Annotated in this window: 28 protein-coding genes; 26 read left to right on the top strand and 2 right to left on the bottom strand. The window is 47.1% G+C overall.

Annotation, left to right across the window (positions count from 1 at the left end; genetic code table 11):
• Window positions 1–82 precede the first annotated feature (82 nt).
• The 17 genes from upp to M3234_RS03500 all read left to right on the top strand — a co-directional run bounded on the left by upp (window position 83) and on the right by M3234_RS03500 (window position 16,751).
• Window positions 83–712, top strand: coding sequence for a uracil phosphoribosyltransferase (gene upp / locus M3234_RS03580; RefSeq protein ID WP_262303355.1), 630 nt, complete (start codon window positions 83–85; stop codon window positions 710–712).
• A 463-nt stretch (window positions 713–1,175) separates the two neighbouring features.
• Window positions 1,176–3,452: a S8 family serine peptidase gene (locus M3234_RS03575; RefSeq protein WP_285858220.1), complete on the top strand. Its 2,277-nt coding sequence runs from the start codon at window positions 1,176–1,178 to the stop codon at window positions 3,450–3,452.
• A gap of 389 nt (window positions 3,453–3,841) precedes the next feature.
• Complete coding sequence (locus M3234_RS03570; protein WP_262303354.1) at window positions 3,842–4,060, top strand: AtpZ/AtpI family protein; 219 nt, start codon at window positions 3,842–3,844, stop codon at window positions 4,058–4,060.
• Between the two features lie 6 nt (window positions 4,061–4,066).
• Window positions 4,067–4,438 carry an ATP synthase subunit I gene (locus M3234_RS03565; protein ID WP_262303353.1) on the top strand — a complete coding sequence of 124 codons (372 nt, stop codon included), beginning with the start codon at window positions 4,067–4,069 and terminating at the stop codon, window positions 4,436–4,438.
• Between the two features lie 27 nt (window positions 4,439–4,465).
• Window positions 4,466–5,176, top strand: coding sequence for a F0F1 ATP synthase subunit A (gene atpB, locus M3234_RS03560; protein ID WP_262303352.1), 711 nt, complete (start codon window positions 4,466–4,468; stop codon window positions 5,174–5,176).
• A gap of 53 nt (window positions 5,177–5,229) precedes the next feature.
• Entirely contained in the window at window positions 5,230–5,442 is a 213-nt protein-coding gene (atpE, locus tag M3234_RS03555; RefSeq protein WP_053368380.1) for a F0F1 ATP synthase subunit C, read from the top strand.
• A gap of 122 nt (window positions 5,443–5,564) precedes the next feature.
• Window positions 5,565–6,122: a F0F1 ATP synthase subunit B gene (locus M3234_RS03550; RefSeq protein WP_262303351.1), complete on the top strand. Its 558-nt coding sequence runs from the start codon at window positions 5,565–5,567 to the stop codon at window positions 6,120–6,122.
• Window positions 6,119–6,655 (top strand): F0F1 ATP synthase subunit delta, encoded by a 537-nt coding sequence (locus tag M3234_RS03545; protein ID WP_262303350.1) that lies wholly within the window; start codon window positions 6,119–6,121, stop codon window positions 6,653–6,655. Before M3234_RS03550 ends, M3234_RS03545 begins: the two co-directional genes overlap by 4 nt.
• Window positions 6,656–6,864: 209 nt before the next feature.
• Complete coding sequence (atpA, locus tag M3234_RS03540) at window positions 6,865–8,373, top strand: F0F1 ATP synthase subunit alpha (RefSeq protein WP_262303349.1); 1,509 nt, start codon at window positions 6,865–6,867, stop codon at window positions 8,371–8,373.
• A 97-nt stretch (window positions 8,374–8,470) separates the two neighbouring features.
• A complete protein-coding gene (gene atpG, locus M3234_RS03535) occupies window positions 8,471–9,328 on the top strand; it encodes an ATP synthase F1 subunit gamma (protein ID WP_262303348.1) in 858 nt (285 codons plus the stop codon).
• A 77-nt stretch (window positions 9,329–9,405) separates the two neighbouring features.
• Window positions 9,406–10,827: a F0F1 ATP synthase subunit beta gene (atpD, locus tag M3234_RS03530; protein ID WP_262303347.1), complete on the top strand. Its 1,422-nt coding sequence runs from the start codon at window positions 9,406–9,408 to the stop codon at window positions 10,825–10,827.
• Between the two features lie 21 nt (window positions 10,828–10,848).
• Window positions 10,849–11,253 (top strand): F0F1 ATP synthase subunit epsilon, encoded by a 405-nt coding sequence (locus tag M3234_RS03525; RefSeq protein WP_262303346.1) that lies wholly within the window; start codon window positions 10,849–10,851, stop codon window positions 11,251–11,253.
• 318 nt (window positions 11,254–11,571) lie between these two features.
• On the top strand, window positions 11,572–12,849 hold the full coding sequence (locus tag M3234_RS03520; RefSeq protein ID WP_262303345.1) for an ABC transporter substrate-binding protein: 1,278 nt from the start codon (window positions 11,572–11,574) through the stop codon (window positions 12,847–12,849).
• A gap of 78 nt (window positions 12,850–12,927) precedes the next feature.
• Window positions 12,928–13,806, top strand: a complete 879-nt coding sequence (locus M3234_RS03515; protein ID WP_262303344.1) for a carbohydrate ABC transporter permease — start codon at window positions 12,928–12,930, stop codon at window positions 13,804–13,806.
• 2 nt (window positions 13,807–13,808) lie between these two features.
• Window positions 13,809–14,714 (top strand): carbohydrate ABC transporter permease, encoded by a 906-nt coding sequence (locus M3234_RS03510; RefSeq protein WP_262303343.1) that lies wholly within the window; start codon window positions 13,809–13,811, stop codon window positions 14,712–14,714.
• 109 nt (window positions 14,715–14,823) lie between these two features.
• Window positions 14,824–15,837, top strand: coding sequence for an SIS domain-containing protein (locus tag M3234_RS03505; RefSeq protein WP_262303342.1), 1,014 nt, complete (start codon window positions 14,824–14,826; stop codon window positions 15,835–15,837).
• Between the two features lie 74 nt (window positions 15,838–15,911).
• Window positions 15,912–16,751, top strand: a complete 840-nt coding sequence (locus M3234_RS03500; protein WP_262303341.1) for a PfkB family carbohydrate kinase — start codon at window positions 15,912–15,914, stop codon at window positions 16,749–16,751.
• A gap of 92 nt (window positions 16,752–16,843) precedes the next feature.
• On the opposite strand, the gene M3234_RS03495 is transcribed toward M3234_RS03500, so the two are convergent.
• Window positions 16,844–17,830, bottom strand: coding sequence for an SIS domain-containing protein (locus M3234_RS03495; protein ID WP_262303340.1), 987 nt, complete (start codon window positions 17,828–17,830; stop codon window positions 16,844–16,846).
• A 217-nt stretch (window positions 17,831–18,047) separates the two neighbouring features.
• Between M3234_RS03495 and M3234_RS03490 the strand changes: the two genes are divergently transcribed.
• The 4 genes from M3234_RS03490 (at window position 18,048) to M3234_RS03475 (ending at window position 21,433) form a co-directional block, all read left to right on the top strand.
• Window positions 18,048–18,884 carry a sugar phosphate isomerase/epimerase family protein gene (locus M3234_RS03490; protein ID WP_262303339.1) on the top strand — a complete coding sequence of 279 codons (837 nt, stop codon included), beginning with the start codon at window positions 18,048–18,050 and terminating at the stop codon, window positions 18,882–18,884.
• A gap of 87 nt (window positions 18,885–18,971) precedes the next feature.
• Complete coding sequence (locus M3234_RS03485) at window positions 18,972–19,697, top strand: GntR family transcriptional regulator (RefSeq protein WP_262303338.1); 726 nt, start codon at window positions 18,972–18,974, stop codon at window positions 19,695–19,697.
• A gap of 30 nt (window positions 19,698–19,727) precedes the next feature.
• A complete protein-coding gene (locus M3234_RS03480) occupies window positions 19,728–20,585 on the top strand; it encodes a YitT family protein (RefSeq protein ID WP_262303337.1) in 858 nt (285 codons plus the stop codon).
• Between the two features lie 173 nt (window positions 20,586–20,758).
• Window positions 20,759–21,433 carry an HAD family hydrolase gene (locus M3234_RS03475; RefSeq protein ID WP_262303336.1) on the top strand — a complete coding sequence of 225 codons (675 nt, stop codon included), beginning with the start codon at window positions 20,759–20,761 and terminating at the stop codon, window positions 21,431–21,433.
• Between the two features lie 33 nt (window positions 21,434–21,466).
• On the opposite strand, the gene M3234_RS03470 is transcribed toward M3234_RS03475, so the two are convergent.
• Window positions 21,467–21,628, bottom strand: a complete 162-nt coding sequence (locus M3234_RS03470; protein WP_262303335.1) for a hypothetical protein — start codon at window positions 21,626–21,628, stop codon at window positions 21,467–21,469.
• 630 nt (window positions 21,629–22,258) lie between these two features.
• Here M3234_RS03470 and M3234_RS03465 point away from each other — a divergent pair.
• Genes M3234_RS03465 through nuoH form a run of 5 tightly spaced genes read left to right on the top strand, consistent with a single transcriptional unit; the run spans window position 22,259 to window position 26,630 of the window.
• Window positions 22,259–22,633, top strand: a complete 375-nt coding sequence (locus M3234_RS03465; RefSeq protein WP_262303334.1) for an NADH-quinone oxidoreductase subunit A — start codon at window positions 22,259–22,261, stop codon at window positions 22,631–22,633.
• On the top strand, window positions 22,624–23,136 hold the full coding sequence (locus M3234_RS03460; protein ID WP_262303333.1) for a NuoB/complex I 20 kDa subunit family protein: 513 nt from the start codon (window positions 22,624–22,626) through the stop codon (window positions 23,134–23,136). The genes M3234_RS03465 and M3234_RS03460 overlap by 10 nt, the downstream gene beginning before the upstream one ends.
• Window positions 23,137–23,139: 3 nt before the next feature.
• The gene (locus M3234_RS03455) at window positions 23,140–24,522 is read left to right on the top strand and encodes an NADH-quinone oxidoreductase subunit C (protein WP_262303332.1); all 1,383 of its coding nucleotides are present in this window, start codon (window positions 23,140–23,142) and stop codon (window positions 24,520–24,522) included.
• A gap of 3 nt (window positions 24,523–24,525) precedes the next feature.
• Complete coding sequence (locus tag M3234_RS03450; protein WP_262303331.1) at window positions 24,526–25,626, top strand: NADH-quinone oxidoreductase subunit D; 1,101 nt, start codon at window positions 24,526–24,528, stop codon at window positions 25,624–25,626.
• Window positions 25,626–26,630, top strand: a complete 1,005-nt coding sequence (gene nuoH, locus M3234_RS03445) for an NADH-quinone oxidoreductase subunit NuoH (RefSeq protein WP_262303330.1) — start codon at window positions 25,626–25,628, stop codon at window positions 26,628–26,630. The genes M3234_RS03450 and nuoH overlap by 1 nt, the downstream gene beginning before the upstream one ends.
• Window positions 26,631–26,685 lie beyond the last annotated feature (55 nt).

Raw genomic sequence — 26,685 nt, 5'->3', positions numbered from 1 at the left:
GGCTCTGAGTTGCCCGCAATGTGTTTTTTCTGTAAAATGAGACGACTGCACAAATATCAATTTTATAAAAGGGGCGATGATTGTGGCCAAGGTGTACGTTTTTGACCATCCACTCATTCAGCACAAACTTACTTACATACGTGATAAACATACCGGCACGAAAGAGTTTCGCGAGCTTGTCGACGAGGTAGCAACGCTGATGGCGTTCGAAATCACAAGGGATATGCCGCTTGAAGAAACGGACATTGAAACCCCGGTGTGCCCGACGAAGTCCAAAATTTTATCTGGGAAAAAGATTGGCCTCGTTCCGATTTTACGCGCTGGAATCGGCATGGTGGACGGAATCTTGAAATTGATTCCGGCAGCGAAAGTTGGCCATATCGGCTTATACCGTGATCCGGAGACGCTGAAGCCGGTCGAATACTATGTGAAGCTGCCAAGCGACGTCGAAGAGCGTGACTTCATCGTTGTTGACCCGATGCTGGCAACAGGCGGTTCCGCGGTTGAAGCGATTAACAGCTTGAAAAAGCGCGGCGCTAAAAATATCAAATTTATGTGTTTGATTGCCGCCCCGGAAGGTGTCGAGGTAGTGAAATCGGCGCACCCGGACGTCGACATTTACATCGCCGCATTGGACGAAAAACTGAACGACCACGGCTACATCGTGCCAGGACTGGGCGACGCTGGAGATCGGTTGTTCGGAACGAAGTAATTTAAAGGAAAGTTACCTGAGCCAGGCTGAAAAGCGCCTGGCTTTTTGTGTGGGGAAATCGGGATGGCTAATTCGAGGCAGGAAGCTTCCGTGATTGTGACTTGACCAATAAAGTATGGAAATTGACCAATAAAATTGAAAAACTGACCAATAAAATATCAAATATGACCAATAAATCTTAAAAATTGACCAATAAAGTTGGGGCACGACGGAAATTGGGTCTTATAAGATACCCATCAGGCTAGGCGCCTGGCAGTTTTCCGTAGAGAGCCGAAGGAGTTTGCCAGTGAAAATTTGAAAAGTGCCGGTAACCCTTGAAAAAGTGCTAATAAACTCAAAAAAACGTCGTAAAATCAGTAAAAGTGCCGGTATACCCAGCAAAATCGCCGGTAAAATTCAGTAATCTCACCGCATACTTTCCCCACCCAATGAAAAGGATATCTAAAAAGGGGAAATTTCCATCATGAAACTGCTTCTTGCATTTATTTTAGCTTTGCAAACCTCAATAACCCTCACAAACACACATACACGCGGCCTGAATCATCCGCCGATCCCGAAAACAACGGAAAAAACCGTGGCAATTGTGATGCTGGATCAACCTCAGTCCGACCAGGAAATCAAACAGCTGCTCCAACCCTATAAACACATCAAACTGAGACGAATTTTTCAAGAAGCACTTAACGGTTTTTCCGTTGAAGGCAGCCCAGAGGCAATCGACCAGCTCGCAAAACAAGCCACGGTAACCCATGTTTCGCCAGTGTCCGAGTACCGGGTGGGAACAGAAGAAAGTGTCAAAATCATTGGCGGTCATGGTGCGCGCGGTATTTTTTCAAAAAAGAATGAACGGCTGACTGGCAAGGGTGTGACGGTGGCGGTGATTGATACTGGTGTTGATTATACCCACCCGGACCTGCGCCGAAGCTATGCGGGCGGGCACGACTTGGTTGACAATGACAACGACCCGATGGAGACACTTACGACCGGGCACGCGACGATTCATGGCACCCATGTCGCCGGAATTATTGCCGGCAATGGAAAAATCATGGGCGTCGCGCCAGAGGCAAAAATCCTAGCATACCGCGCGCTTGGGCCGGGTGGCGGCGGAACAACCGAGCAGGTGTTGGCGGCGATTGAACAGGCCATTAAAGATAAGGTCGACATTATGAACCTGTCGCTCGGGAACAGCATCAACGGTCCGGACCTGCCGATCAGCCAGGCGCTGGACAATGCGGTCGACAAAGGGATTGTCGCAGTGGCGGCGTCGGGTAATTCCGGTCCGAATGTCTGGACCGTCGGTTCCCCGGGGACATCGACTAAGGCGATATCCGTCGGCGCCTCGACCCCGACAATGGGCATTCCGCATTTATTAATAGAAGGAATCCGTGAACCGGTTGTGGTCCAGCCGATGGAAGGCTCGGCGGACTGGAACATTGACCGCTCGCTTCAGTTGGTTGACGGCGGGTTCGGCAAAAGGACGGAGTTAAAGAACGTTCAGGGGAAAATGGTCCTGATGAAACGGGGTCAAATAACCTTTCAGGAAAAAGCTGAAAATGCTAGGGAGGCGGGGGCACGGGCCGTAATCGTGGCCAACAACATGAGCGGCAGCTTTATCGGCAATCTAGATTCGTCCACCGACATTCCGATTGGGGCCATCACCAAGCGTGAGGGGGAAATTTTACGAAAAGAACTTCAAGCGAAGGAGCTGGGGGCAAGGGCTACGGTCAAGGAGGAGCGGGACAGGATGGCGGACTTTAGCTCGCGCGGGCCGGTGACCGATACATGGGAAATTAAGCCCGACCTTGTCGCTCCGGGAGTGGCGATCAATTCAACGGTTCCGGGCGGGTATTTGTCGCTGCAGGGGACGAGCATGGCCGCACCGCATGTCGCCGGTGCCTGTGCGTTGATTAAGCAGGCTCACCCCGACTGGTCGCCCGAGCAAATCAAGGCAGCGCTGATGAATACGGCAAAACCGTTGGTGAAGGGGGAAACCGGGACCAATGGCGGAACCCGCCCCAAGATAAAGATTGACCTGGGTAAAAAGGACCCGGCTCCAACCTCTGCTCCATATTACCGCACCTATGAGCAAGGGGCTGGCCGGATTCAAGTCGATGAAGCAATCAAGACACAATCGCTCGTTACACCGGGTAGCATCCGATTTGGAAAATTTACCGACAGCAGCAATATCCACACGGCGGTGCTGCATGTTGAAAATGTGGGGGGCAAGCCACAGCGGTATTCCTTTGAGGTTCCTCAGCATGTTGCTGGGTTGGAATGGCGGATGCCGCTGTCCTTTACGCTTGGACCGGGGGAAACTCGGGATGTGAAAGTGGAGCTTGCCGTTGACCCGCTGGTTTTTAAGGAAAAAATCCATGATGGCTTTCTAAAATTGCAGGCGGGGTCCGCAATCATTCATGTCCCGTTTTTATATGTGTTGGAGGAGCCGGGGTATCCAAGGATTATGGGCTTTGACTTTGGCGAAGGGGATCAGCCGGGAACATATCGCTATGAGGTGTATGTCCCGGGCGGAGCGGAGGAGTTTGGCATCGCGCTGTTCGACCCGAACGATTACCGTTTCCTTGGCTTCCTCGACACAAGCACCAATGTTAAAAAGGGGTTAATCCAAAAGGAATTCGCCGAGGCAGACGTGCCGTACAAAGGAACCTTCCTGGCCAAAGTCTTCGCCAAAAAGGCCGGCAAGGAAGACTTCATCGAAACCATGATCTTCATCGGAGGCCCTTGACACCAGGGCCTCTGTTTGGGAAATAAAACTGAAATTAAACCTATCCACAAATCCACACTGTTAGAATTATCCACATTGGTGCCTGACACCAAAAAACTAAAAAGTTCACAAAATAGACACAAAATAGTCAAATTCCAGCCATTTTTTCCAATAAAATAAAAGTGATGTAAGTCACAGTGAATGGGTAAAAATAGCGGGAAATTGTTTGTGGATTAATTCACTAAATTCATTGACATTGCAGGGTGCCTATTGTATGCTAACAAAGGGTGTAAATGATAGGGTTTTCATCGGAATTCTGCCATTTTTACCTGCCGCAAAGCCGGCAAACCTAATTCCCAATTACCACTTTACATAGCACTTCATTCTCTGATCGTGAGGATGATTTTCTTATGAAAAAAGACCGCAATCCATTTACGGCGATGGCTCTTATGTCCACGATTCTCGCCAGTCTGGCCGGGTGCACCTTAATCGGTGTTTTTGCTGGCAAGTGGCTGGATAAGCACTGGGGCACAGAACCAATTTTCTTAATAATCGGATTGTTCATTGGGCTTGCCGCAGGCATATACTCGATGTTGGTGTCAGTCCGTCATTTCTTTTCAGGAGATTAAGCAGCCATGCCCGAATTACAAGCGATGTTCTCGAGACAACGAAGATGGATGTTTTATTTATTATCTATTTATGTACTTGGCTGGGGGTTCACCGCTTACAAATCAATCTTTTTGGGGTTGATTTTTGGGACGAGTTTGAGCCTCTTTAATTTGTGGTTGATGGTCAGAAAAACGGACCAATTCGGGGAAAAGGTACTGAAAGGGGAAAAAGTCCGCTCACTCGGATCTTTTTCAAGGCTGGCAACAGGAGCACTCGCTGTTGTCGTGGCGATGAGGTATCCCGAACAGTTTCACCTCATCAGTGTGGTTATAGGATTAATGACATCCTATATTGTCATTATGATAGATTTTTTTATACACTCAGTAAAAAATACATAAATAGCGGGGGAAGCGAGGTGAATACTGTTGCATCATGAAAATCCGATAGTTACATTTCTGGGTCTCCAATTTAACCTGGCAAACGTGCTGATGATTACGGTTGCATCTGCAATTGTCTTTTTACTTGCCGTTCTGTCAACAAGACGACTGGCGATGAAGCCGACAGGCATGCAAAACTTCATGGAATGGATCATGGATTTTGTGAAAAATATCATCAACAGTACAATGGATTGGAAGGATGGCGGCCGGTTCCATGTACTTGGAATCACCATCATCATGTATATCTTTGTGGCGAATATGCTGGGACTTCCATTCTCTGTCGTGGTCGACGGCGTACTATGGTGGAAATCACCAACAGCCGATCCAGCGGTAACGCTGACACTGGCAACATTAATCGTGGGCCTGTCTCACTATTACGGCGTAAAGCTGAAAGGAACAGCCGCATACGGGAAGGAATTCTTCAAACCGTTCTGGTTTATGTTCCCAATTAAGATTATCGAGGAGTTTGCGAATACTCTGACTCTCGGTCTCCGTCTTTACGGTAACATTTACGCGGGTGAAATATTATTGACTTTACTAGCAGGAGGACTTGCGACTGGTGTGGGCGGACATCTTGCCGCTATCTTACCAACGCTTGCATGGCAAGGCTTCTCCGTGTTTGTAGGCGCAATCCAAGCATTCATTTTCACAATGTTAACGATGGTGTACTTGTCTCATAAAGTGAGCAGCGACCATTAATATAAACCCAATCAAATTTATTTATTCATACATTTAAAGGAGGAAATATTCAAATGGGTCTTTTAGCAGCAGCAATTGCAATCGGTTTAGCAGCACTAGGTGCTGGTATTGGTAACGGTCTTATCGTATCTAAAACAGTAGAAGGTATCGCTCGTCAGCCAGAAGCTCGCGGTATGCTTCAAACAACAATGTTCATCGGGGTAGCGTTAGTTGAGGCGATTCCGATCATCGCGGTTGTTATCGCGTTCATGGTTCAAGGTCAATAATCAACGCTTACGTTGGTCAAAAAATGGCGAAGATCATTCGTGTGAACCTTCGCCATTCTGTTATGTATGGTAGTGATGTTGGTAATATTTTAAATTGAAAATAACTGATCTGATATAGAGGAATGACTCTTGAAGGGAGTGAACCCGAGGTGTTAACTACAAGCAGTCTAGTTTTAGGTGCTGCTGCTGAACACAGTGGAATCAATACTGGTGATATCGTGTTCCAGCTTGCGATGTTTATCGTGTTAATGCTCTTGCTCAAGAAGTTTGCATGGGGTCCGTTGATGGGCATCATGAAACAGCGTGAAGAGCATGTGGCTGGCGAAATCACAGCAGCGGAAAATAGCCGCAAAGAAGCAGCAAAACTATTGGAAGAACAACGCAATCTTTTAAAAGAAGCGCGCAACGAAGCGCAATCTATGATGGAAAATGCGAGAAAGCAAGGCGATGTGCAGCGTGAAGAAATCATTGCCGCCGCCCGTGCAGAAGCAGAGCGCTTGAAAGAGGGCGCGAAGCTTGAAATCGAGCAGCAGAAGGAAAAAGCAGTTGCTGCAATTCGCGAACAAGTGGCGCATCTGTCTGTCTTAATTGCCTCTAAAGTGATTGAGAAAGAATTGAATGCAGCCGACCAAGATAAACTCATTAACGAATACATTCAAGAGGCGGGAGATATCCGATGAGCAGCTCAATGGTAGCAAAACGCTATGCGCTTGCTCTTTTACAAATCGCCAAAGAACAGCGGCTTCTGACTGAGTTAGAGGCGGAACTTCGCGTTGTCAAGGAAGTCCTCCAATACACGCCGGAGCTAAATGCTGTCTTGAAATCTTCCAAGCTTACGATTGATAAGAAAAAAGAGATTGTGACGCAGGCATTTGCAGCAGTTAATCAGTATGTGTTAAATACGATGTTGATTTTGATTGACCGCCACCGTGAAGGCGAAATTGTCAATGTGGCAAACGAATACATTGAGCTGGCCAATCAGGAACTGGGTATTGCTGAGGCTGAAGTGACAAGCACTCGTCCGCTTTCTGACGCGGAACGTCAGGCTTTATCCGCTGTTTTTGCTGCAAAAATTGGCAAGAGCTCACTGAAGATTGAAAACTACGTGGATTCCGATTTGCTCGGAGGCTTAAAGCTTCGCATCGGAAATCGTATATATGACGGGTCATTGCGCGGCAAGTTAGACCGTCTTGAAAGAAAATTGTTAGGCTAAACAGAAAAGCGGAAGCGACCGTTTAGCGGCGTATGGCCTGGAGCGCTTTGACTGAGATAAAGGAAACACGAAGAGCGGAGCGATTCGATGTTGACTTATCGTAGGGAGAAGAGCGAAGGACACTAGACGCTGGTCGCTGGAGCTGGACAATTCTCAAAGTCGAATGTTGAAAAAATACTCATAGATCCGAAAGATTAGGGGTGAAACTCATGAGCATCAAAGCTGAAGAAATCAGCGCCCTGATAAAAAAGCAGATTGAAAACTATCAGGCAGAAATTCACGTGACCGATGTCGGTACAGTTATCTCTGTCGGTGACGGTATCGCACGTGTTCACGGCCTTGACAATGTCATGGCAGGAGAACTTGTTGAATTCGCAAACGGCGTTATGGGTATGGCACAGAACCTTGAAGAAAATAACGTCGGTATCATCATTCTTGGACCTTTCACTGAAATTAAAGAAGGTGACGAGGTTCGTCGTACAGGACGCATCATGGAGGTTCCGGTTGGTGAGGAACTAATTGGACGTGTTGTAAACTCACTGGGACAACCAATTGACGGCATGGGTCCAATCAATGCCAAAAAAACCCGCCCTGTTGAGCAAGTAGCAACAGGCGTTATGGCTCGTAAATCCGTTCATGAGCCGCTGCAAACTGGTATTAAAGCGATTGACGCCCTTGTGCCAATCGGACGCGGCCAGCGTGAGTTGATCATCGGTGACCGTCAAACTGGTAAAACTTCCGTAGCCATCGATACAATCATCAACCAAAAAGGTCAAGACATGATCTGTATCTATGTAGCAATTGGACAAAAGGAATCAACTGTACGTAACGCGGTTGAAACTCTTCGTAAAAACGGTGCGTTGGAATACTCCATCGTTGTGTCTGCATCTGCATCACAGCCAGCACCGATGCTGTTCTTAGCTCCATATGCAGGGGTTGCGATGGGTGAAGAGTTCATGTTCAACGGCAAGCACGTATTAATCGTATATGATGACTTAACAAAACAAGCATCCGCGTACCGTGAGCTTTCCTTGTTACTTCGCCGTCCTCCAGGCCGTGAAGCCTATCCAGGGGATGTATTCTACTTGCACTCACGCTTACTTGAGCGCGCTGCAAAATTAAATGATTCACTTGGTGGCGGTTCAATTACGGCATTGCCATTTATTGAAACACAAGCAGGGGACGTTTCTGCTTATATCCCAACAAACGTTATCTCCATCACCGATGGACAGATTTTCTTGCAGTCAGACCTATTCTTCTCCGGTGTACGTCCAGCGATCAACGCAGGTCTTTCCGTATCCCGTGTAGGTGGCTCGGCACAAATCAAGGCGATGAAGAAGGTTGCCGGTACACTCCGTCTTGACCTTGCTTCTTACCGTGAGCTTGAGGCATTTGCCCAGTTCGGTTCTGACCTGGATAAAGCGACTCAGGCAAAGCTTGCTCGTGGTGCCCGTACCGTTGAGGTTCTAAAGCAGGATTTAAATAAGCCGCTTTCAGTTGAAAAGCAGGTTGCGATCCTTTATGCGTTAACACGTGGATTCCTTGATGATATTCCATTACAGGATATCCGTCGTTTTGAATCGGAATTCCATAGCTGGTTAGACACCAACCGCAAAGACCTGTTAGACCATATCACGAATACGAAGGACCTTCCGGCCGACGAAGATATGGCTGAAGCAATCAACGCCTTCAAAAAGACGTTTGCCGCTTCTGAATAATAGAGTCTAATTTTTAGAATGGCTTTGGGTGGGCGATTGCGCAAACGCGCCGCTTCCCCGAGCCCAACATTTCTTTAAATGAGGGTGGTGAGAACCAATGGCATCATTACGCGATATTAAAAATCGGATTAACTCGACGAAAAAGACGAGCCAGATTACCAAAGCGATGGAGATGACCTCGGCGGCGAAGTGGAACCGCGGCGTCCTGAATGCGAAATCGTTCGTGCCTTATATGGAAAAAATCCAGGAGGTTACAGCATCGATCGCAATCGGCGCAGGCGGCGTAGTTCATCCAATGCTGCAGCATCGTCCGGTAAAAAAGACCGGCTATATCGTCATGACATCCGACCGTGGACTGGCCGGCGCGTTCAACAGTAACGTCATCCGTAAAGTCCATCAAACAATCCAAAGTCGTCATAAATCGAATGATGAGTTCGCCATCATCGCCATCGGCCGGGTTGCGCGTGACTTTTTTGTCAAGCGCGGCTATAACGTAGCGCTGGAAATCGTCGGAGTATCCGACCAGCCAAGCTTCCAGGACATTAAAGACCTGACTAGCGCAACCGTTGGCATGTTCGAGGACAGCACATTCGATGAACTATATATCTATTACAGTCACTATATCAGCGCGATTTCACAGGAAGTTACCGAGAAGAAGCTGCTTCCGTTAACGGATCTGACAACTTCTCACAAGCTCACTTCCTATGAATTTGAGCCGAATGCCGAAGAAATTCTCAAAGTTCTCCTGCCGCAATACGCAGAGAGCTTGATTTACGGTGCCCTGCTTGACAGCAAAGCCAGTGAGCATGCTGCCCGGATGACCGCGATGCGCAACGCGACCGATAACGCCAGCGAACTGATTCGCAGTTACACGCTGAGCTACAACCGTGCGCGCCAAGCCGCCATCACACAGGAAATCACCGAAATCGTCGGCGGTGCTGCAGCGCTTGAGTAGAGTGCATTTTTGAAAAAGAAATGTTCGTTTTTACTATACAGGTTTGGTTTTAACAGAGTAAGTTAGGAGGGAAAACGATGAGCAAAGGACATGTTCTTCAGATTATGGGTCCGGTTGTTGACGTTAAGTTCGAAAACGGCCATCTTCCTGAGATCTATAATGCATTAAGAATTGTCAAAAAAGCGCAAAATGCTTCAGAGGTTGATATCGATTTAACCCTTGAAGTAGCTCTTCACCTAGGTGATGACACGGTACGTACGATCGCGATGTCATCTACTGACGGATTAGTTCGCGGGTTGGAGGTAGAGGATACTGGTCGTCCGATTTCGGTTCCGGTTGGTAACCCTACATTAGGCCGTGTATTTAACGTGTTAGGTGATGTAATCGACCTTAAGGAAGAAATTCCGGCAAGCGAGCGCCGTGATTCGATTCACCGCGAAGCGCCAACATTTGAAAACCTTTCTACACAGGTAGAAATTCTTGAAACAGGTATTAAAGTAGTAGACTTGCTTGCTCCGTACATCAAGGGTGGTAAGATCGGCCTGTTCGGTGGTGCCGGTGTAGGTAAAACCGTATTAATTCAGGAGTTAATCAACAACATCGCCCAGGAGCACGGCGGTATTTCCGTATTCGCCGGCGTTGGTGAGCGTACTCGTGAAGGAAACGACCTGTATCATGAAATGACAGATTCAGGCGTTATTAGCAAAACAGCGATGGTATTCGGTCAGATGAACGAGCCGCCAGGAGCACGTATGCGTGTAGCCCTGACTGGTTTGACTATGGCTGAATATTTCCGTGATGAGCAAGGACAAGACGTGTTGTTCTTCATCGATAACATCTTCCGTTTCACGCAAGCAGGTTCCGAGGTTTCCGCGTTGCTTGGCCGTATGCCATCTGCGGTAGGTTACCAGCCGACACTTGCAACTGAAATGGGTAAATTGCAGGAACGTATTACTTCAACTAATAAAGGTTCTGTTACATCCATCCAAGCGATTTACGTACCAGCCGATGACTATACTGACCCGGCTCCGGCAACAACTTTCGCGCACTTGGATGCAACAACAAACCTTGAGCGTAAGCTTTCTGAAATGGGTATCTACCCTGCGGTGGACCCGCTTGCTTCAACTTCTCGTGCCTTAACACCTGAGGTTGTTGGCGAAGAGCACTACGAGGTAGCTCGTAAAGTGCAGCAAACATTACAGCGTTACCGTGAATTGCAAGATATCATCGCAATCCTCGGTATGGATGAACTTGGTGACGAGGACAAGTTAGTCGTGCACCGTGCCCGCCGGATCCAGTTCTTCTTATCACAAAACTTCCACGTTGCTGAACAGTTCACTGGTCAGCCGGGTTCATACGTTCCTGTTAAGGAAACTGTTCGCGGATTCAAGGAAATCCTCGAAGGTAAATATGACCATCTTCCAGAAGATGCGTTCCGTCTTGTCGGCCGTATTGAAGATGTGGTTGAAGCCGCAAAACGCATGGGCGTAGAGGTTTAATCCTGTCAGGGAGGGTAAAAAATGAAGACGATGAAAGTCAGTGTTGTATCTCCCGATGGCCCGGTGTATGAATCAGATGTGGAAATGGTTAGTACGAAAGCTCTTACCGGTGAGCTAGGGATTTTGCCTGGTCACGTGCCGATGGTCGCTCCGCTCGAAATTGGCTCTGTCCGCCTGAAAAAGGATGGCAAAACCGAGTTTATCGCCGTCAGCGGCGGATTTCTCGAGGTTCGCCCCGAACAGGTGACCGTGTTGGCACAGGCTGCTGAAATGGCATCTGCGATCGACGTGGAACGCGCCTCTAGAGCGAAGGAACGTGCCGAGCAGCGAATGAAGGATGCGAAACTGGAGCATATCGATTTCAAGCGTGCCGAGCTAGCGCTCCGCCGTGCCATCAATCGTTTGACGATAGCGGAAAGTAAATAATTTTTGATTTTTTGCTCGGGCGACCGAGTTTATATGAAAACCCCTTTGGCTGGCTTTTTGGAGTCGGCTGGAGGGGTTTTTTTACTTTTTATAAAAGTTCAAGATAAATACACAAATTGTTTGAAAGTTTTCGATATTTCGATATTGACCGCATTCATTATAACATGTAATAATATATTATAATACAACTGGTCAAACAACAACGAAATGATTCGGAAGGGGGAGGGCATCTCAGGGGTAATCTTAAGAAAACTCGGCAGAAATGAAAGCGGTTAATCGGGTTTGATTTGAATTTATAAATGTATAGGGGGTTTTTGTATGAAACGTTGGGTGAATATAGCAATTGCAATCGTATTTGTCATGTCTCTGTTAATCGGATGTACGTCCAAGGATTCCAGCAGCGAGGCAAGCAAAGATGGAAAGACGACCATTACTTTCTTCTACCGCTGGCCAAATGAACCTTACAAGTCTTATTTTAAAAGTGTAATTGAAGAGTATGAAAAAGAAAATAAAAACATTAAGATCGAAGAGGTTACAGCGCTAAATGACGATTATAAGCAAAAAGCAAACGTGATTCTTGGCAGCAAAAACCCGCCGGATGTTTTCTTTAGCTGGGCTGGTGAGTATGGGCAAAAGTTCATTCGCGATGGTGTCGCGCTCGACTTGACCAAGTACTATGAGGATGACACAGAGTGGTCAAGCCAATTGATTGAATCACAGGTAGAATTCTTCAAACAAAATGACAAAGTATACGGTGTACCGCTATTTACCGATAGTAAGGTATTCGTCTACAACAAAGAAGTATTTGATAAGTTAGGTTTAAAGGCACCAACGACATGGTCCGAATTTATTACCGTACTGGATACCATCAAAAAGAGCGGTACGACTCCACTGCTTCTCGGAAACAAGGCCCCATGGGCGGCCGCGCACTATGTAACCGCCTTGAACCAACGAATGGTGCCAAAAGCTGTGCTTGATAAAGACCACAGTTATAATCAGGCTGCGTTTACCGACCCTGGATATGTACAAGCCCTGGAGAAATTGAATGAATTACGGCCATACATGAATGAAAATCCAAATGCAAGCGCCCATGATGAAACGCGAAACCTGTTCCTTGGCGGTAAGGCGGCGGTTATTTTCATGGAAACGCTGGAACTGACTTTCTTGAAAGATGCAAGCTTTAAGTGGGATTCCTTTAAAGTGCCAACAATTGAAGGCGCCAAAGGCGATCAGGAAGGGTTAATTGGCGCTCCGGAAGGCTTCATGGTTCACAGCAAGTCGAAACACCCGGATGAAGCAGTTAAATTCCTAAAGTTCATGATGAATAAAGCAAATGGCGAAAGATTGATTAAGGAAACTGGACTTGCCAGCGTGGTTAAAGGGGCTGTAAACTCCAATTCTGCAACTGAAGCGGAAGTAAAAGCAATGGACATGATCATTGATTCAGGAAACATGGCCATCTGGACAGACAGCGCATTAGATACAAGAATCTTCAAGCCATATGGCGACGGTGTCCAAGCATTGCTTGGCGGTACGATGACGCCGGAGGAAGTCATGAAGGCCGTTCAGGATGCTGCCAAACAAGTGAAAAAGTAAGTCTATGAAAATGTCGGTTTAAGGGGCTCAAGCCCGCTTAAACCGACTGATTTTTCATAGGGAACGATGGGAGGGGTATTGATGCAGAGAACAAGAATAGTCCCAATTTTATATATTGCACCAGCAATCATCTTGATGGCCCTGTTTGTGTACTATCCGTTAGTTCGAAATATAGTAAATGGCTTTTATGAATGGAATCCATTTACCTTAGATCGAAGTTTTGTTTCCGTAGATCATTATGTTCGTCTCTTTAAAGACCCCGTCTTTTATACGGTGCTTAAGAATAACCTCCTTTACGCCATCATTTCCGTCATCCTTCAGGTTGGATTGGGATTGGTCATTGCAGCAATACTGGAGGATAAGATTTTTAGGAAATTTTCCACTGCCTTTCGAACAACCTATTTTCTCCCGGTTCTGATTTCGATGACCGTCATTGGGATTCTCTTTAGCTTCATTTATAATCCGGAAGTTGGATTATTAAATTCTTTTTTAAAAACGATCGGTCTGGAAGAGTGGACCAGAGGCTGGCTGGGGGACCCGAATACATCGATTTACTCCGTTATTGCCGTATCGCAATGGCAAAGTATCGGCTATTGCGTCATGTTGTATGTGCTTGCAGTCCAAAAAATTCCCAGCGACTTGTACGAAGCAGCGACTATCGATGGGGCAGGAAAGATCCGCGCCTTCTTCAGCATTACTGTTCCGCAAGTGAAAGAGATGACATTTGTTCTGTTAATCTATACGGTGACAGGCTCGTTTCTAGTGTTTAGTGAAGTATATGTATTAACACAAGGGGGGCCAAGCAACTCTTCACAGGTGTTCAGTACATATCTCTATCAAAAGGCGTTTATTGATAATGAACCAGGCTATGCGTCATCGATTGCCAATGTCATTCTTGGTATTACGCTGATCTTTTATTTTGTCCAGAACAAGTTCTTAAAAACAGGGGAGGAGTAAAAATGAAGCTGATTGAATCACCGGAAGCTTCCGAAGCGAAGTCCGCAGCGGTTTCGAAGGTACGCTATCACACTGTAAAAAGAAAACCTGGCCTATCGCTGACAGCTGGAATCATCTTTATCTTTCTGCTCCTTTACTTTGTGGCCATTGCCTATCCTTTGTTTTGGATGATTGTCAACTCCTTTAAAGAGACCCAAGCCATTTTTAACGATAGCTGGGGACTGCCGAAGGAATGGCTGTTTTCCAATTACGCAACCGCTTGGGAGCAAGGAGTCTCAGATTATTTCCTTAATAGTTTAATTATCACAGCCGGCACTTGTATTTTGACAGTTTTGGTCAGTGCCTTGTGCGCCTATGGATTGACGAGAACGGGATTAAAGGGCGGAAAGTGGCTGTTGTTATTCGTATCGGCAGGGCTGATGTTCTCGCCGCAAAGCGGTTTGATTCCGCTCTATGAATTAATTCAAAAGATGGGAATCTTCGATACTTACTGGGCGCTGATATTGACATTTACGGCATATCGGCTTCCTTTAACGGTCCTGTTAATCCGATCCTTCTTCCTATCGATTCCAAGGGAATTGGAAGAATCGGCCTATCTGGACGGTGCATCTAGTTTGCAGGTATTTTCGAGAGTGTATTTGCCGATGAGTAAGCCGATCCTGTTTACCGGTGTGATCTTAACTGCCTATTATTCGTGGAATGAATTCCTATTCTCGATTCTCTTTATTCAAACAGAAGACGTCAAGCCGATTACATCCGGTTTATTGGTCTTTAAAGATGCGCTTAATACCAACTGGGGCGTATTGATGGCCGGATTGGTCATTTCCGCTTTGCCGCTGATCGTCGTCTTCTTGTTAATGCAGAAACATTTTATCCGCGGGTTGGCCGAGGGAAGCGTAAAAGGATAATGGAAGTTAAGCAGAGGGAATTCCCTCTGTCTTGCGCACCTATATAACGTCTTAAAACGTCATACTAAGAAAAATGTCGAATATTCGCTAATAAAGGGAGTGGAACACTATGTTAAACTTTAGTAAACAAAAGTATCTCCAGGTAACCGGCAATGCAACAGCATTAAGAGGCCAAATTGAAGAGATTGTCGATCAGGTATCCCAAAAGGGCTTTAAAAATATTTTTCTGATTGGCTCCGGCGGGGCAATCGCAACCTTCTACCCATTCGAATTTATGATCAATTCGACCTCAACCATTCCGGCTTATGCCGAAATTGCTGCTGAATTCGTACTTCAAAACCATAAGCAATTTACAGAGGATTCTTTGGTGATTCTTTCCTCGTTATCTGGCACCACCCAGGAAACGGTTGCTGCAGCGAAGTATTGCAAGGAAAGAGGCGCAACTACAATTGGATTGACGGGTGAAGCCAATAAGCCACTGGCAGATACGGTTGACTTCCCAATTGTCAATTTTGCCGAAAATGATTTTGCCGGCGATTCCAATCAATTAATCCTTTATTTCCTTATTTTTGGTCTCATGCATAAGCATGGTGATTTCCCTGACTATGTGACCTTTGCATCACAGCTGGAGGAGCTGCCGGAACAGCTGCTGGCCGCGAAGGAACACTTTGAAGCGCAGGCCGAAAATTTCGCCGTCACCTATAAAGATGAGCCGTACCATATGGTGGTCGGCGCCGGAAATACATGGGGACGCGCATACTCCTATGCCATGTGCGTGTTGGAGGAAATGCAATGGATCAAAACAAAATCGATCCATGCCGCTGAATTTTTCCATGGCACATTGGAGCTGGTAGAGGAAGATACGAGCATGCTTCTGCTAAAAGGAGAAGATGAGGCCCGCCCGCTGATGGAAAGGGTGGAGCGCTTTGCGGAGAGATATACAAAGAAATTGACGATAATCGATACAAAGGATATAGAATTACCAGGAATCAGCGAAGAGTTCCGCCAATATTTATCGCCGATTGTGATCTCGACTTTGCTGCAAAGAATCAGCGTCCATTTAGAAGACAAACGGAACCATTCGTTAGAGATTAGAAGATATTATCGTACGGTCGCCTACTAAAAGGCTGTTATGGCCTCCTGCTTCGGTGGGAGGTCTGCCATATTTTGATACATCAACCTTGGGAGGATACAGGAATGAGATTAATAGCTGTAGGAGATAATGTGGTAGATTATTATGATGATCGCCAGGAGATGTTTCCAGGCGGGAATGCCGTGAATGTCGCGGTATTTTGGAAGCGTTATGGCATCGACGAAGTTTCGTATATTGGGATTGTCGGTAATGATGCGGAAGGGGATCATATCGTTGACTCTTTAAAGCTTGAACAGCTTGACGTATCCAGGGTACGGCGTGCTGTCGGTCCATCCGGCGAGGCGGTGGTCGCCTTGGATGAACAGGGGGACCGGAAGTTTGTCGGCTCCAACAAAGGCGGAATCCAAAAACACTTGAAATTAAACTTTACCGAAGAGGAATTGGAATATATCCATGGCTTTTCTTTATTGCATACGAGCGTCTATAGTTCACTGGAAACAGAACTGCCAATGCTGCAAAAGTACATCGATATTTCCTTTGATTTTTCAACCAAGTATGACGATGACTATTTACAGCTTGTCTGCCCAAATATTAAATATGCGATTTTTTCCGGCGGTGATTTGACGACAGCGGAATGCGACAAGCTGATCGCCAAGGTTCATCAAGCGGGAACGCCGTATGTCCTAGTGACCAGAGGGTCAGAGGGGTCGTTATTCTCAGATTCCCAGCAGACATACAGCTATGGCATTGTCGAGGCTGAAGTCGTGGACACCCTGGGCGCCGGCGATACCTTTATTGCCATCTTTTTAAAGGAGCATGTGGCCCATGGAGATGTACTCGAGGCGATGAGGAAAGGGGCGGCAGCAGCGGCAGAAACATGCGGGCGCTTTGGTGCTTTCGGTCATGGAAAGAAGCGGGAAAGAAAACTGGCGTTAAACTATTAAACGATGGCAGGCACCGGCAATGAGCGGTGCCTGTTTTTTGCAGTCCATTTAAAAAAAAGCCCCCGGACAGGCCGGGAGCTTTCCTTCTATTATTAATACTCGACTTTCCACATGTATCTTCTTTGTGATAGCGGGTGGTTGCGGGCCTCTGCCAACTGCTCTGCATAGCGGCGCAGGACATGATTTAAGACAAGCGGTGCAATATACCCTTTTAATTCTTCGTCAATGCCAGTCATATCAAGATCTTTGGCATCCAATACAACCAGTTTCTCTCCGTAGCGCTCTGAGAATGCCAAAGCTCTTTCGTCGAGCGGGCGAGTTTCGTCCAAACCGAGGAGAATAATAAATGGCACGTCTTTGTCAATAATTTCAAAAGGCCCATGGAAGTACTCGCCGGAGTGAACGGCATTTGAGTGAATCCACTGCATTTCCATCAGAATACAGATGGCGTAGGAGTAAGCGATTCCATAATTGGCACCGCTGGCCATTGTATAGATGACTTTTTCATCCTTGTATTGCTGGCCAAATTGATAAGCCTTTTCCTTGTATTGCTCGGCAGATTTTTCAAAAATGGCCTGGAGATTGTGCAGGCTGGCCACCATTTTCTCGAATTTATCGTTGCCTTCTAGTACGCTTAATACGCCTGTAGTCAATTGATAGAGCAGACCAAGGTTGGTGTTGGGAGCAACGGATTTTTCGGCCCATTCGTATTTCACGACAAACTCGCTTTCCTGAGCAAGCTTTGATGTTTCATTGTTTGTAAAACCGACCGTTAACGCGCCTTTTTCACGGGCAAAAGTGGCCGCTTGGACAGTTTCGGGTGTAGTACCTGACATCGAGCACAGAATCACCAGCGAATTTTCACCCAGTTTTCTAGGGTTACGGTGAATGAACTCGTTAGAGCTATAGACATCTGAAGAAAGATTTTTGGCTTCACGGTCCATTATGTATTTGTTTGGATACATAATAGCGGAAGAGCCGCCGCATGCCACAAAATAAACATGAGTAATGGTACGTCCTTTCAAAGCATCCAATACCTTTTGAACCTGTTGATCGACAACAACCTGTGAGCTTACCATTGATTATTCCTCCTTAGACCCTTAGGGTTATAATAATACATTATATAACATCATATTAGGTTATGTTGTAATAATTGTCAATCTTTTTTGAAGATTATTTTTATTATTAGGACAAAGGAGAATCGCAAATTGACTATAACATACTATAATGTTATATTATGTTTAAATATTCCAAACTGCATCATTTTTAAAATAATGGGTGAGGGGACGGACGGAGATGGCAAAATTAAGGCGGGATCAAATCACGGGAATGAATTTCCACTATAAGCATTATCCTTTCGAATACTTTTTGGATTCAATGGTTCGCTATGAATTTAAAAATATAGAAGTGTGGGGAGCGTCGCCGCATTTTTATGTCGAGGACATGGGCCTGCAAGAGATTCGAAGGGTAAAAAAAGAGATTGATAGACGGGAATTATCGGTGGTCTGTTTTACTCCGGAACAATGTGTTTATCCCATCAATCTGGCAGCGAAAGAGGAGCGGATCCGCGAATTCAGCCTGCAATACTTTATCAAATCGGCGGAAGCAGCCAAGGAGTTGGAGGCGCCGCTGCTTCTCGTCACCCCGGGGTGGGGATATGAAAATGAAGACCGCGGTGAAGCCTGGAAACGGATGAGAGATTCCATGGAGAAGTTAGCAAAGGTTGCAGAGGAGTTGCAGTTAACCCTTGCCTTTGAACCGCTTACCAGAGTGGAAACCAATTTAGTGACCGATGCGAAATCATTAAAAGCAATTTTGGATGAAGTGGGCAGCCCTCATCTAAAAGGTATGATTGACACGATTCCGATGGCATTGGCTAATGAGGATTTTCTTGATTATCACACCTTATTAAAGGATGATTTGGTTCATGTCCATTTCATTGACGGCAAGCCTGAGGGCCATCTTGTCTGGGGCGACGGCGTACTGCCGTTGCAAACCTACGTGGATCAGTTAAGCCAAATTGGCTATAAGGGGGCACTGACTTTGGAGTATACCTCCTATCAATATGTCCAGGATCCCGATGCGGCGGTGGAAAAAACACTTTCGACGCTAGCTGAAGTTCTCGAAGATTGATAGTGGAAATAGATTTATCTATACTTGGAATTAAGGTGGAAAATTGCGGTATTATGCCGCTATTTTCTTATTTTTAGAAAAAGGCAGATGAAGATTTTGTTAAAACAGGACTCTCAAATACCATTATATATCCAATTAAAGGAAGCAATACGGGCTTCGATTACAGATGGCCAATTAAAATCAGGGGATCAGATCCCCACTGAATCGGAATTGAGCGAGGAGTACAGCGTCAGCAGAATTACGGTCAGAAAGGCAATTCTTGAGCTTGTAGAGGAAGGTCTACTCGTTAAAAAACAGGGCAAGGGGACATTTGTCAATAAGCGGAAAATCGAGCGCAAGATTGTTCATTTTCTAAGTTTTACCGAGGCTTGTGAAGCAAACGGGATGACAGCCAGAAGCAAAGTGACGAAACGGGAAATCATTCAGCCGACACCAAGGGAGCAAGAGCTGCTCGAGCTTAATGACGGCGATGCCCTATTATTTATCCAACGGGTGAGATACGCCGATGATTCCCCCATCATGATTGAAAACAGCTATTTTTCGTATAAGAAATTTCATATGTTATTAAATGAAGATTTGGATGGCTCTGTTTACCAACTACTAGAGGAAAAAATGAATTTGAGACCCGTTCGTAACGGGGAGACCACTCTTGAGCTTTTCAGGGCCAGTGAAGAAGAGGTCGAGCTGTTGAACATTGCCAGCGGTGAACCGATGTTTTTCCAAGAGTCAACCACATATGATCAAAACGAACAGCCTGTGCACATAGCAAGACTATTTATTATCGGCGACAGCTATAAGTTTTACATTAAGTAGAGAAGAGCTGCGTGTAAGGAAGTAGATCCGATGAGGAACACAGTCCGAGATTGCCTGTTTATTTTACTTGGCGCACTGATTTATTCGATTGGCGTCAACTATTTTACCATCCCGAACCGGTTGTCCGAGGGGGGAATTATCGGGCTGACCGTCATTGCCCACTATTTGTTTGACTGGTCCCCGGGAATTGTCAATTTTGCCCTTAATACCACCCTGGTATTGGTGGGCATTAAATTTTTGGAAAAAAGGGCTATTATTTATACGTTTCTATCCATTGCAGCGTCGTCAGTTTTTTTGTATATAACCGAGGAAACAGGCAGGAGGCTGACCGACGACAGCCTGCTGGCCGCCATTTTTGCCGGGTTATTGGTCGGGGGCGGTCTGGGACTGATCTTCCGCTCCGGGGGGACTTCCGGAGGGACAACGATTTTGGCAAGGATCGCCAATCGATATTTAGGCTGGAGCATGGGAAAAGGGATTCTGGTCATTGACTTGATTGTCGTGACTGGCTCTGTATTTGTCATTGGGCTCGGAAAAACAATGTATACGTTAATTGCTGTTTATCTTGGCGCCAAGGCGATTGATTTTCTGTGTGAAGGACTTGAGGAGAAAGTCGCTGTTCTCATCATTTCCAATAAGCCTGAATCGGTGCTGAAGGTAATCACGCAGGAAATGTCGCGGGGGATTACCGTCTTGGAAGGGCGCGGCGGTTATAGCGGACAGGGCAAAGAAGTCCTTTATGTTGTCATGAATAAGCAGGAAGTGGCCCGCATGAAACATTTAATCAGTGAACTGGATGAACATGCTTATGTTACCGTCCACCATGTCCAGGAAGTGGTCGGAAAAGGGTATAAGGCCAGCAACACGAAATTTGCAAAAAGCGTATGAGGTCAGCCAGATGAAATTTGCAACAAGACGTTTGAGGCAAGCAAGGTGGAAATCGCCAAAGCTTTTAGAGTCAACCAGGCCAAATTGCCAAAACCGGATCGTGCAGAAAGAGCGTTTTTATAGAGCGCTCTTTCTTTTTTAGATAAGAGGCAGTTTAAGAGGAGGAGAAAAATATGGGAAAAACCAATTTAGTAATATTTGATATGGACGGCCTATTATTTGATACGGAATGGCCATCCTACCGTGCGATGAAGGAGGTCATTGAAACCAAGGGATTTGATTTTCCTATATCCTATTACCGACAAATGATAGGTCTGCACGGGGCGCGGGCACATGCAGTTTTGGATAAACTCTATGCCGGAGAGTTGCATGTTGAAACTGTCATCAAGGAATACCGGCCGCGGTTCCAGGAACTTTTGGAAACCGAGGGCGTGGCGTTAAAGCCGGGAGCGGAGCAGTTGTTACGCTGGCTGGAGGAACAAGGAATCAAAAAAGGGATCGCTTCCTCAAGCCATCGGGATACGATTGCTGGATATTTAAAGCGGACGGGTTTGGAGCGCCGGTTTGACTTTTATCTGAGTGGAACGGAAGTGGAAAGAGGGAAACCGCACCCGGATATCTTTTTGGAGGCATTAAGACGGGCTGGCGAATCACAAGAGTCAGCATTTGTTCTCGAGGATTCACTTAATGGGCTGAAAGCGGCCCATGCTGCGGGCATCCGGTGTGTGCTTGTGCCTGATTTAATCGAACCGACGGATGAAATGAAGGAGATGGCCTATGCGGTCGTATCCGATTTAGAAAAAGTTATTCAGCTATTTGCTGGACACAAAAATAGGCTGCCTTTGTAAGAATGCCTATTTTATAAAAACAACCCCTTTGGCTTATATCGGCTGGAGGGGTTTTTTATGCTGCTGGACTGGATGACCAGAATAATCGAGAATCTGACCAGAAAACTTGTGAAAGCGACCAATAAATTTGCTGAAGTGACCAATAAATGTTGCATTCTGACCAATAAAATTCGTAAAATGACCAGAATAATCCATAACTCTAACCCCAAAATTGGAAAGCGGTGCTCGAGGTCGGCCGCGCGGCCAAGTTGTGTGAGTTTTGGACTAGTTTTGCGTTATTTTGAATGAATTGAGCCCTGCTGAATATGATTGTAGGGGGAAGGGGTGGGTGTGACGAACGCGGTTTCTGGTTGAATTGGTGTACAGCGGCTTTTTTCCGACGTTTTGGTTTTGTTTTTTCAAAAAGGAAATGTAAATTTATGGACAAATAATGACAATTCTCACTGACGGGATTGACGGCTTTTATTATAGTGGTAAGGTATCGGATTTTGTGGCATGTACATAATGGGACCATTCGCTTTTGCTGGCGCAAAGGCTCAGGGCGGGGGATGTGGGTTGACAATTGGATACTGCTGAAAGTTTGAATTCTATCACCATGTGCTAACGCACATTGCGCCTCCGCTACCGCGTCGGCTTGCAAAATTCGCTCATTTTCCACCCTTTTGTGAGCGAGCTCACAAGGGCAGAAAAATCGCAAATTTTGCGGCGAATAGAATTCAAATTTTACTGGGTTTGGCTTGTCGACACAAGTTTGTAACAATGCTATAATGAATTCGGTTACAATATTCATTAGTATGAAAATTTACAACATTGGAGGGGATAGACATGGAACTTTTAAATGTATATCAGAATAATTATCTGATAGTGTTTGTGTTTCTGTGTCTTGGGGTTTTGCTGCCAGTGGTGGCATTATATTTGGGGAAGCTTCTGCGTCCGTCTAAGCCTAGCGTCGCGAAGATGACCACATATGAGAGCGGTGTTGAACCTTTTCACGATTCACGTGTGCAGTTCAATGTCCGCTATTATATTTTTGCCCTGATGTTTGTTATTTTTGACGTAGAAACAGTATTTTTATATCCATGGGCGGTGGCCTATGACAAGCTGGGCGTATTTGCATTGATCGAAATGTTAATTTTCGTGATTATGCTGTTAATCGGCCTAGTGTATGCTTGGAAAAAGAAGGTGCTACGATGGATTTAAAACTGGATGGCATTACCGATTTGGAATTGAAAGAGTTGCAGCAGAATGTATTTATGACTTCGCTGGAGCAAGTGAAGGCCTGGGCACGAAGCAGTTCGCTGTACCCGGTGACATTTGGTCTGGCTTGTTGTGCGATTGAAATGATGGGTGTCGGTGCGGCGCACTATGACCTTGACCGGTTTGGCTCGTTCTTCCGTCCATCGCCGCGTCAGTCCGACTGCATGATTGTGTCCGGTACGGTAACGAAAAAAATGGCGCCAATTTTGCGCCGGTTGTATGACCAAATGCCGGAGCCGAAATGGGTAATCGCGATGGGTTCGTGCGCGACGGCCGGCGGTCCGTATATCAAATCGTATTCCGTGGTTAAGGGTGTCGACCAGATTGTTCCGGTTGATGTATATATTCCAGGCTGTCCTCCGAATCCGGCTGCTTTAATTTATGGCATTAATAAGTTAAAGGAAAAGATTCGCTACGAGGCGAAGACTGGGAAGAAGGTGACCTGATAAATGAGCGGGGAAAAAGATCTCGAACAATTGAAACGGGAGGCCGTGGCCAAGGCAAAGGCCGAGGCGGCAGCGAAGCGGGCGGCACGGGCAGCGGCTCAAGGGTCGGGCGACAAGCCTGCTGAAGCGCCAAAGGCTGAGGTAAAGCCTGAACCACCGAAGGCACCGGAAGCTCCGGCAGCTGGTGGGGATGCCGATGATCTTGCTAAGAAAAAAGCGGCGGCAGCGGCGAAAGCAAAGGCTGCAGCTTTAGCTAAGAAAAAGCGCGAAGGAATCGTGGATGAGGAGCCGGTAACGGTAGAGGCGCCAAAAGTGGAGGAGCCAGCGGCAGAGACAGCGCCGGCAGCGGAAGCAGGCGCGGACTCAGACGACCTTGCTAAGAAGAAGGCAGCGGCTGCGGCAAAAGCGAAAGCGGCAGCATTAGCGAAAAAGAAACGCGAAGGAATCGCAGAGGAAGCTGAAACACCAGTGGCCGAGGCCAGCGGTGCGGCCTCTGATGACGCCGATGACCTTGCGAAAAAGAAAGCAGCAGCCGTAGCGAAAGCGAAAGCGGCGGCAGCGGCAAAACGCAAAGCGATGGAGCTTGCGGGCGGCGCGGATGCGGACGCAAGTGCAGCGGACGAAGCCGAACCAGCGGGAGAGGACGCCAAGGCGAAAGCGGCAGCGGCGGCAAAAGCAAAGGCGGCAGCAGCAGCCAAGGCGAAAGCAGCGGCAGCGGCCAAAGCGAAGGCAGCCCGTGAAGGCGGAGCAGAAGAGCCTGCCGGCGACGATGAAAAAGCCAAAGCCATCGCCGCAGCGAAAGCCAAGGCGAAAGCGGCAGCAGCAGCGAAGGCCAAAGCCGCCGCAGCAGCAAAAGGCGGCGCAGCCGGAGCCTCAGGTGCAGCTGAAACAGCAGCGGCCCAACCATCACCGAACCAGCCTTACTTGGATAAGTATCTCAAGGTAATCGGAGAGAATATGGGACCTGATGTTCTCGAAGAATCTTATATTAATAAACTCTCAAAGGATGTTCCAACTCTAGTGGTCAAGCGCGAGCAGTACTACAAGCTGGCTCAATTTTTGAAATATAATGAGCTGTTGGGATTTGACTACCTGTCAGAGCTTCATGGGACTGACTTTGAAACACATATGGAAGTTTATGTTCACTTATACTCATACCGAAACCGTCAATCGGTCGCTGTCAAAGTGAAGATTGACCGTGATGACCCGAAAATCGAATCCTTGCAGCCAATCTGGGCAGGCGCAGACTGGCCTGAATGTGAAGCATACGATTTACTTGGCATTAAATTTACCGGACATCCGAACTTGCATCGGATTATGCTTGGCGAAGATTGGGTTGGCCATCCACTAAGAAAAGACTATGAGCCTTATGATGTGGAGGTATAGCCAATGATCAAAACAGAAGAAATGATGCTCAACGTCGGTCCTCAGCATCCGAGTACCCACGGCGTGTTCCGGCTCGTGGTCAAACTGGACGGGGAAATCATTACCGACGCCCAGCCTGTCATCGGCTATTTGCACCGGGGAACGGAAAAATTGGCGGAAAACCTGCAATACACGCAAATCATTCCATACACCGACCGGATGGACTACCTGTCGGCGATGACCAACAACTATGTCATCTGCCACGCCGTCGAAACAATGATGGGCATTCAGGTGCCGGACCGGGCCGAATACTTGCGGGTAATTGCGATGGAACTCGGACGGGTGGCGAGCCATCTCGTATGGTGGGGCACCTACCTGCTCGACCTTGGGGCGACGAGTCCGTTCATTTATGCGTTCCGTGAACGTGAAATGATTATCAATATGCTGAACGAGCTTTCTGGCGCCCGCCTGACGTTTAACTATATGCGCGTTGGCGGCGTCAAGTGGGATGCCCCGGAAGGCTGGATTGAAAAAGTAAAAGACTTTATTCCGTACATGCGCGAGCAGCTTGCGGGCTACCACAGCCTTGTGACCGGGAACGAAATTTTCTTGAACCGGGTAAAAGGCATCGGAAAATATACGAAGGAAGATGCGATTCATTACTCGTTGAGCGGGGTAAACCTGCGCTGTACCGGCGTGAAATGGGACCTGCGCAAGGATGAGCCGTATTCGATTTACGACCGATTTCAGTTCGAGGTGCCGACACGGGAGGGCGGCGACGCTTGGGCGCGCTACCAGTGCCGAATGGCAGAAATCGAGGAGTCGCTGAAGATCCTCGAGCAGGCCGTCGAACAATTCCCGGCCGAAGGCGAGATTCTCGCTAAGGTGCCAAAAATTATCAAGGCGCCAAAAGGGGAAGCGTATGTCCGAATTGAGTCACCGCGCGGCGAAATTGGCTGCTACATTTACAGTGACGGGAAAAAAGAACCGTACCGCATGAAGTTTAGAAGACCATCGTTCTACAATCTGCAAATTCTTCCGAAGTTGTTGAAGGGAGAAAACATCGCGAACATGATTGCGATTTTGGGAGCGATTGATATTGTTCTTGGAGAGGTGGACGGCTGATGATACAAGATATGCTGCAGTCGAGTCCCGGATTATTTAACTTTTTGATTTTCTTTGTTTTAGGACTTGTCCTGTTATTGGTCATTTTGGGGTTCGTCACCTTCGGGATTTTGGCGGAGCGGAAGGTGTTGGGGTATATCCAGCTCCGGCACGGCCCGAACCAGCTTGGCGGCCGCTTCGGGTTGCTGCAGACGGTGGCGGACGTCTTAAAGCTTTTATTAAAAGAAGATATTATTCCGAAATTGGCTGACCGTCCGATGTTCATTTTGGCACCGGTCATTGCTTTCGCACCATCCTTCATGGTTGTGGCGGCGATTCCATTTACGGATCATTTGCAGTTTGCCGACATCGGCGTCGGGCTGCTGTATTATGTGGCCGTTTCCGGGATGACCGTGTTTGGCATGCTGCTGGGCGGCTGGGCCTCTAATAACAAGTACTCGCTGTTAGGGGGTGCACGGGCGACGGCACAGATGATTTCGTATGAAATTCCGCTGGTCATGTCGGTACTTGGTGTCGTGTTATTGTCAGGCAGCTTGAACTTGAATGAGATTGTCCATGCGCAGGAGCACGGCTGGTTCATTTTGCTGCAGCCGATTGGGTTTATTGTGTTCCTGATTGCGGCGACGGCAGAGTTAAGCCGGATTCCGTTTGACCTGCCAGAATCGGAGTCGGAGCTTGTTGCCGGTTACCATACCGAATACACCGGATTCCGCTGGGCGTTCTTCATGCTCGCCGAGTATGTGTACTTGTTTGCGATGACATCATTAATCGTCGTGCTGTTCTTCGGGGGCTGGCTCTCGCCGATAGGATTCCTCGACTTCATTCCGGGGTCCGTCTGGTTCGGCTTGAAATTTAGCGCCATCCTGTTTCTCTTCCTGTGGTTCCGTGCCACATTCCCGCGGATGCGCGCCGACAAACTGATGGAATTCGCTTGGAAAGTGTTGCTGCCGGTAGCGTTAGGAAATATTTTCTTGACGGCAGTCATTAAATCGTTGTTCTTTTAAGTAAATTGGTGTCAGGCACCAGCCGTGGACACTGTCCACGTGGGGTGGACACCCT

This window comes from Neobacillus niacini (assembly GCF_023715785.1).
Taxonomy (GTDB): Bacteria; Bacillota; Bacilli; order Bacillales; family Cytobacillaceae; genus Neobacillus; species Neobacillus niacini_E.
Note: the sequence above shows the minus strand (reverse complement) of the source record. Positions and strands in the feature narration are given on the sequence as shown.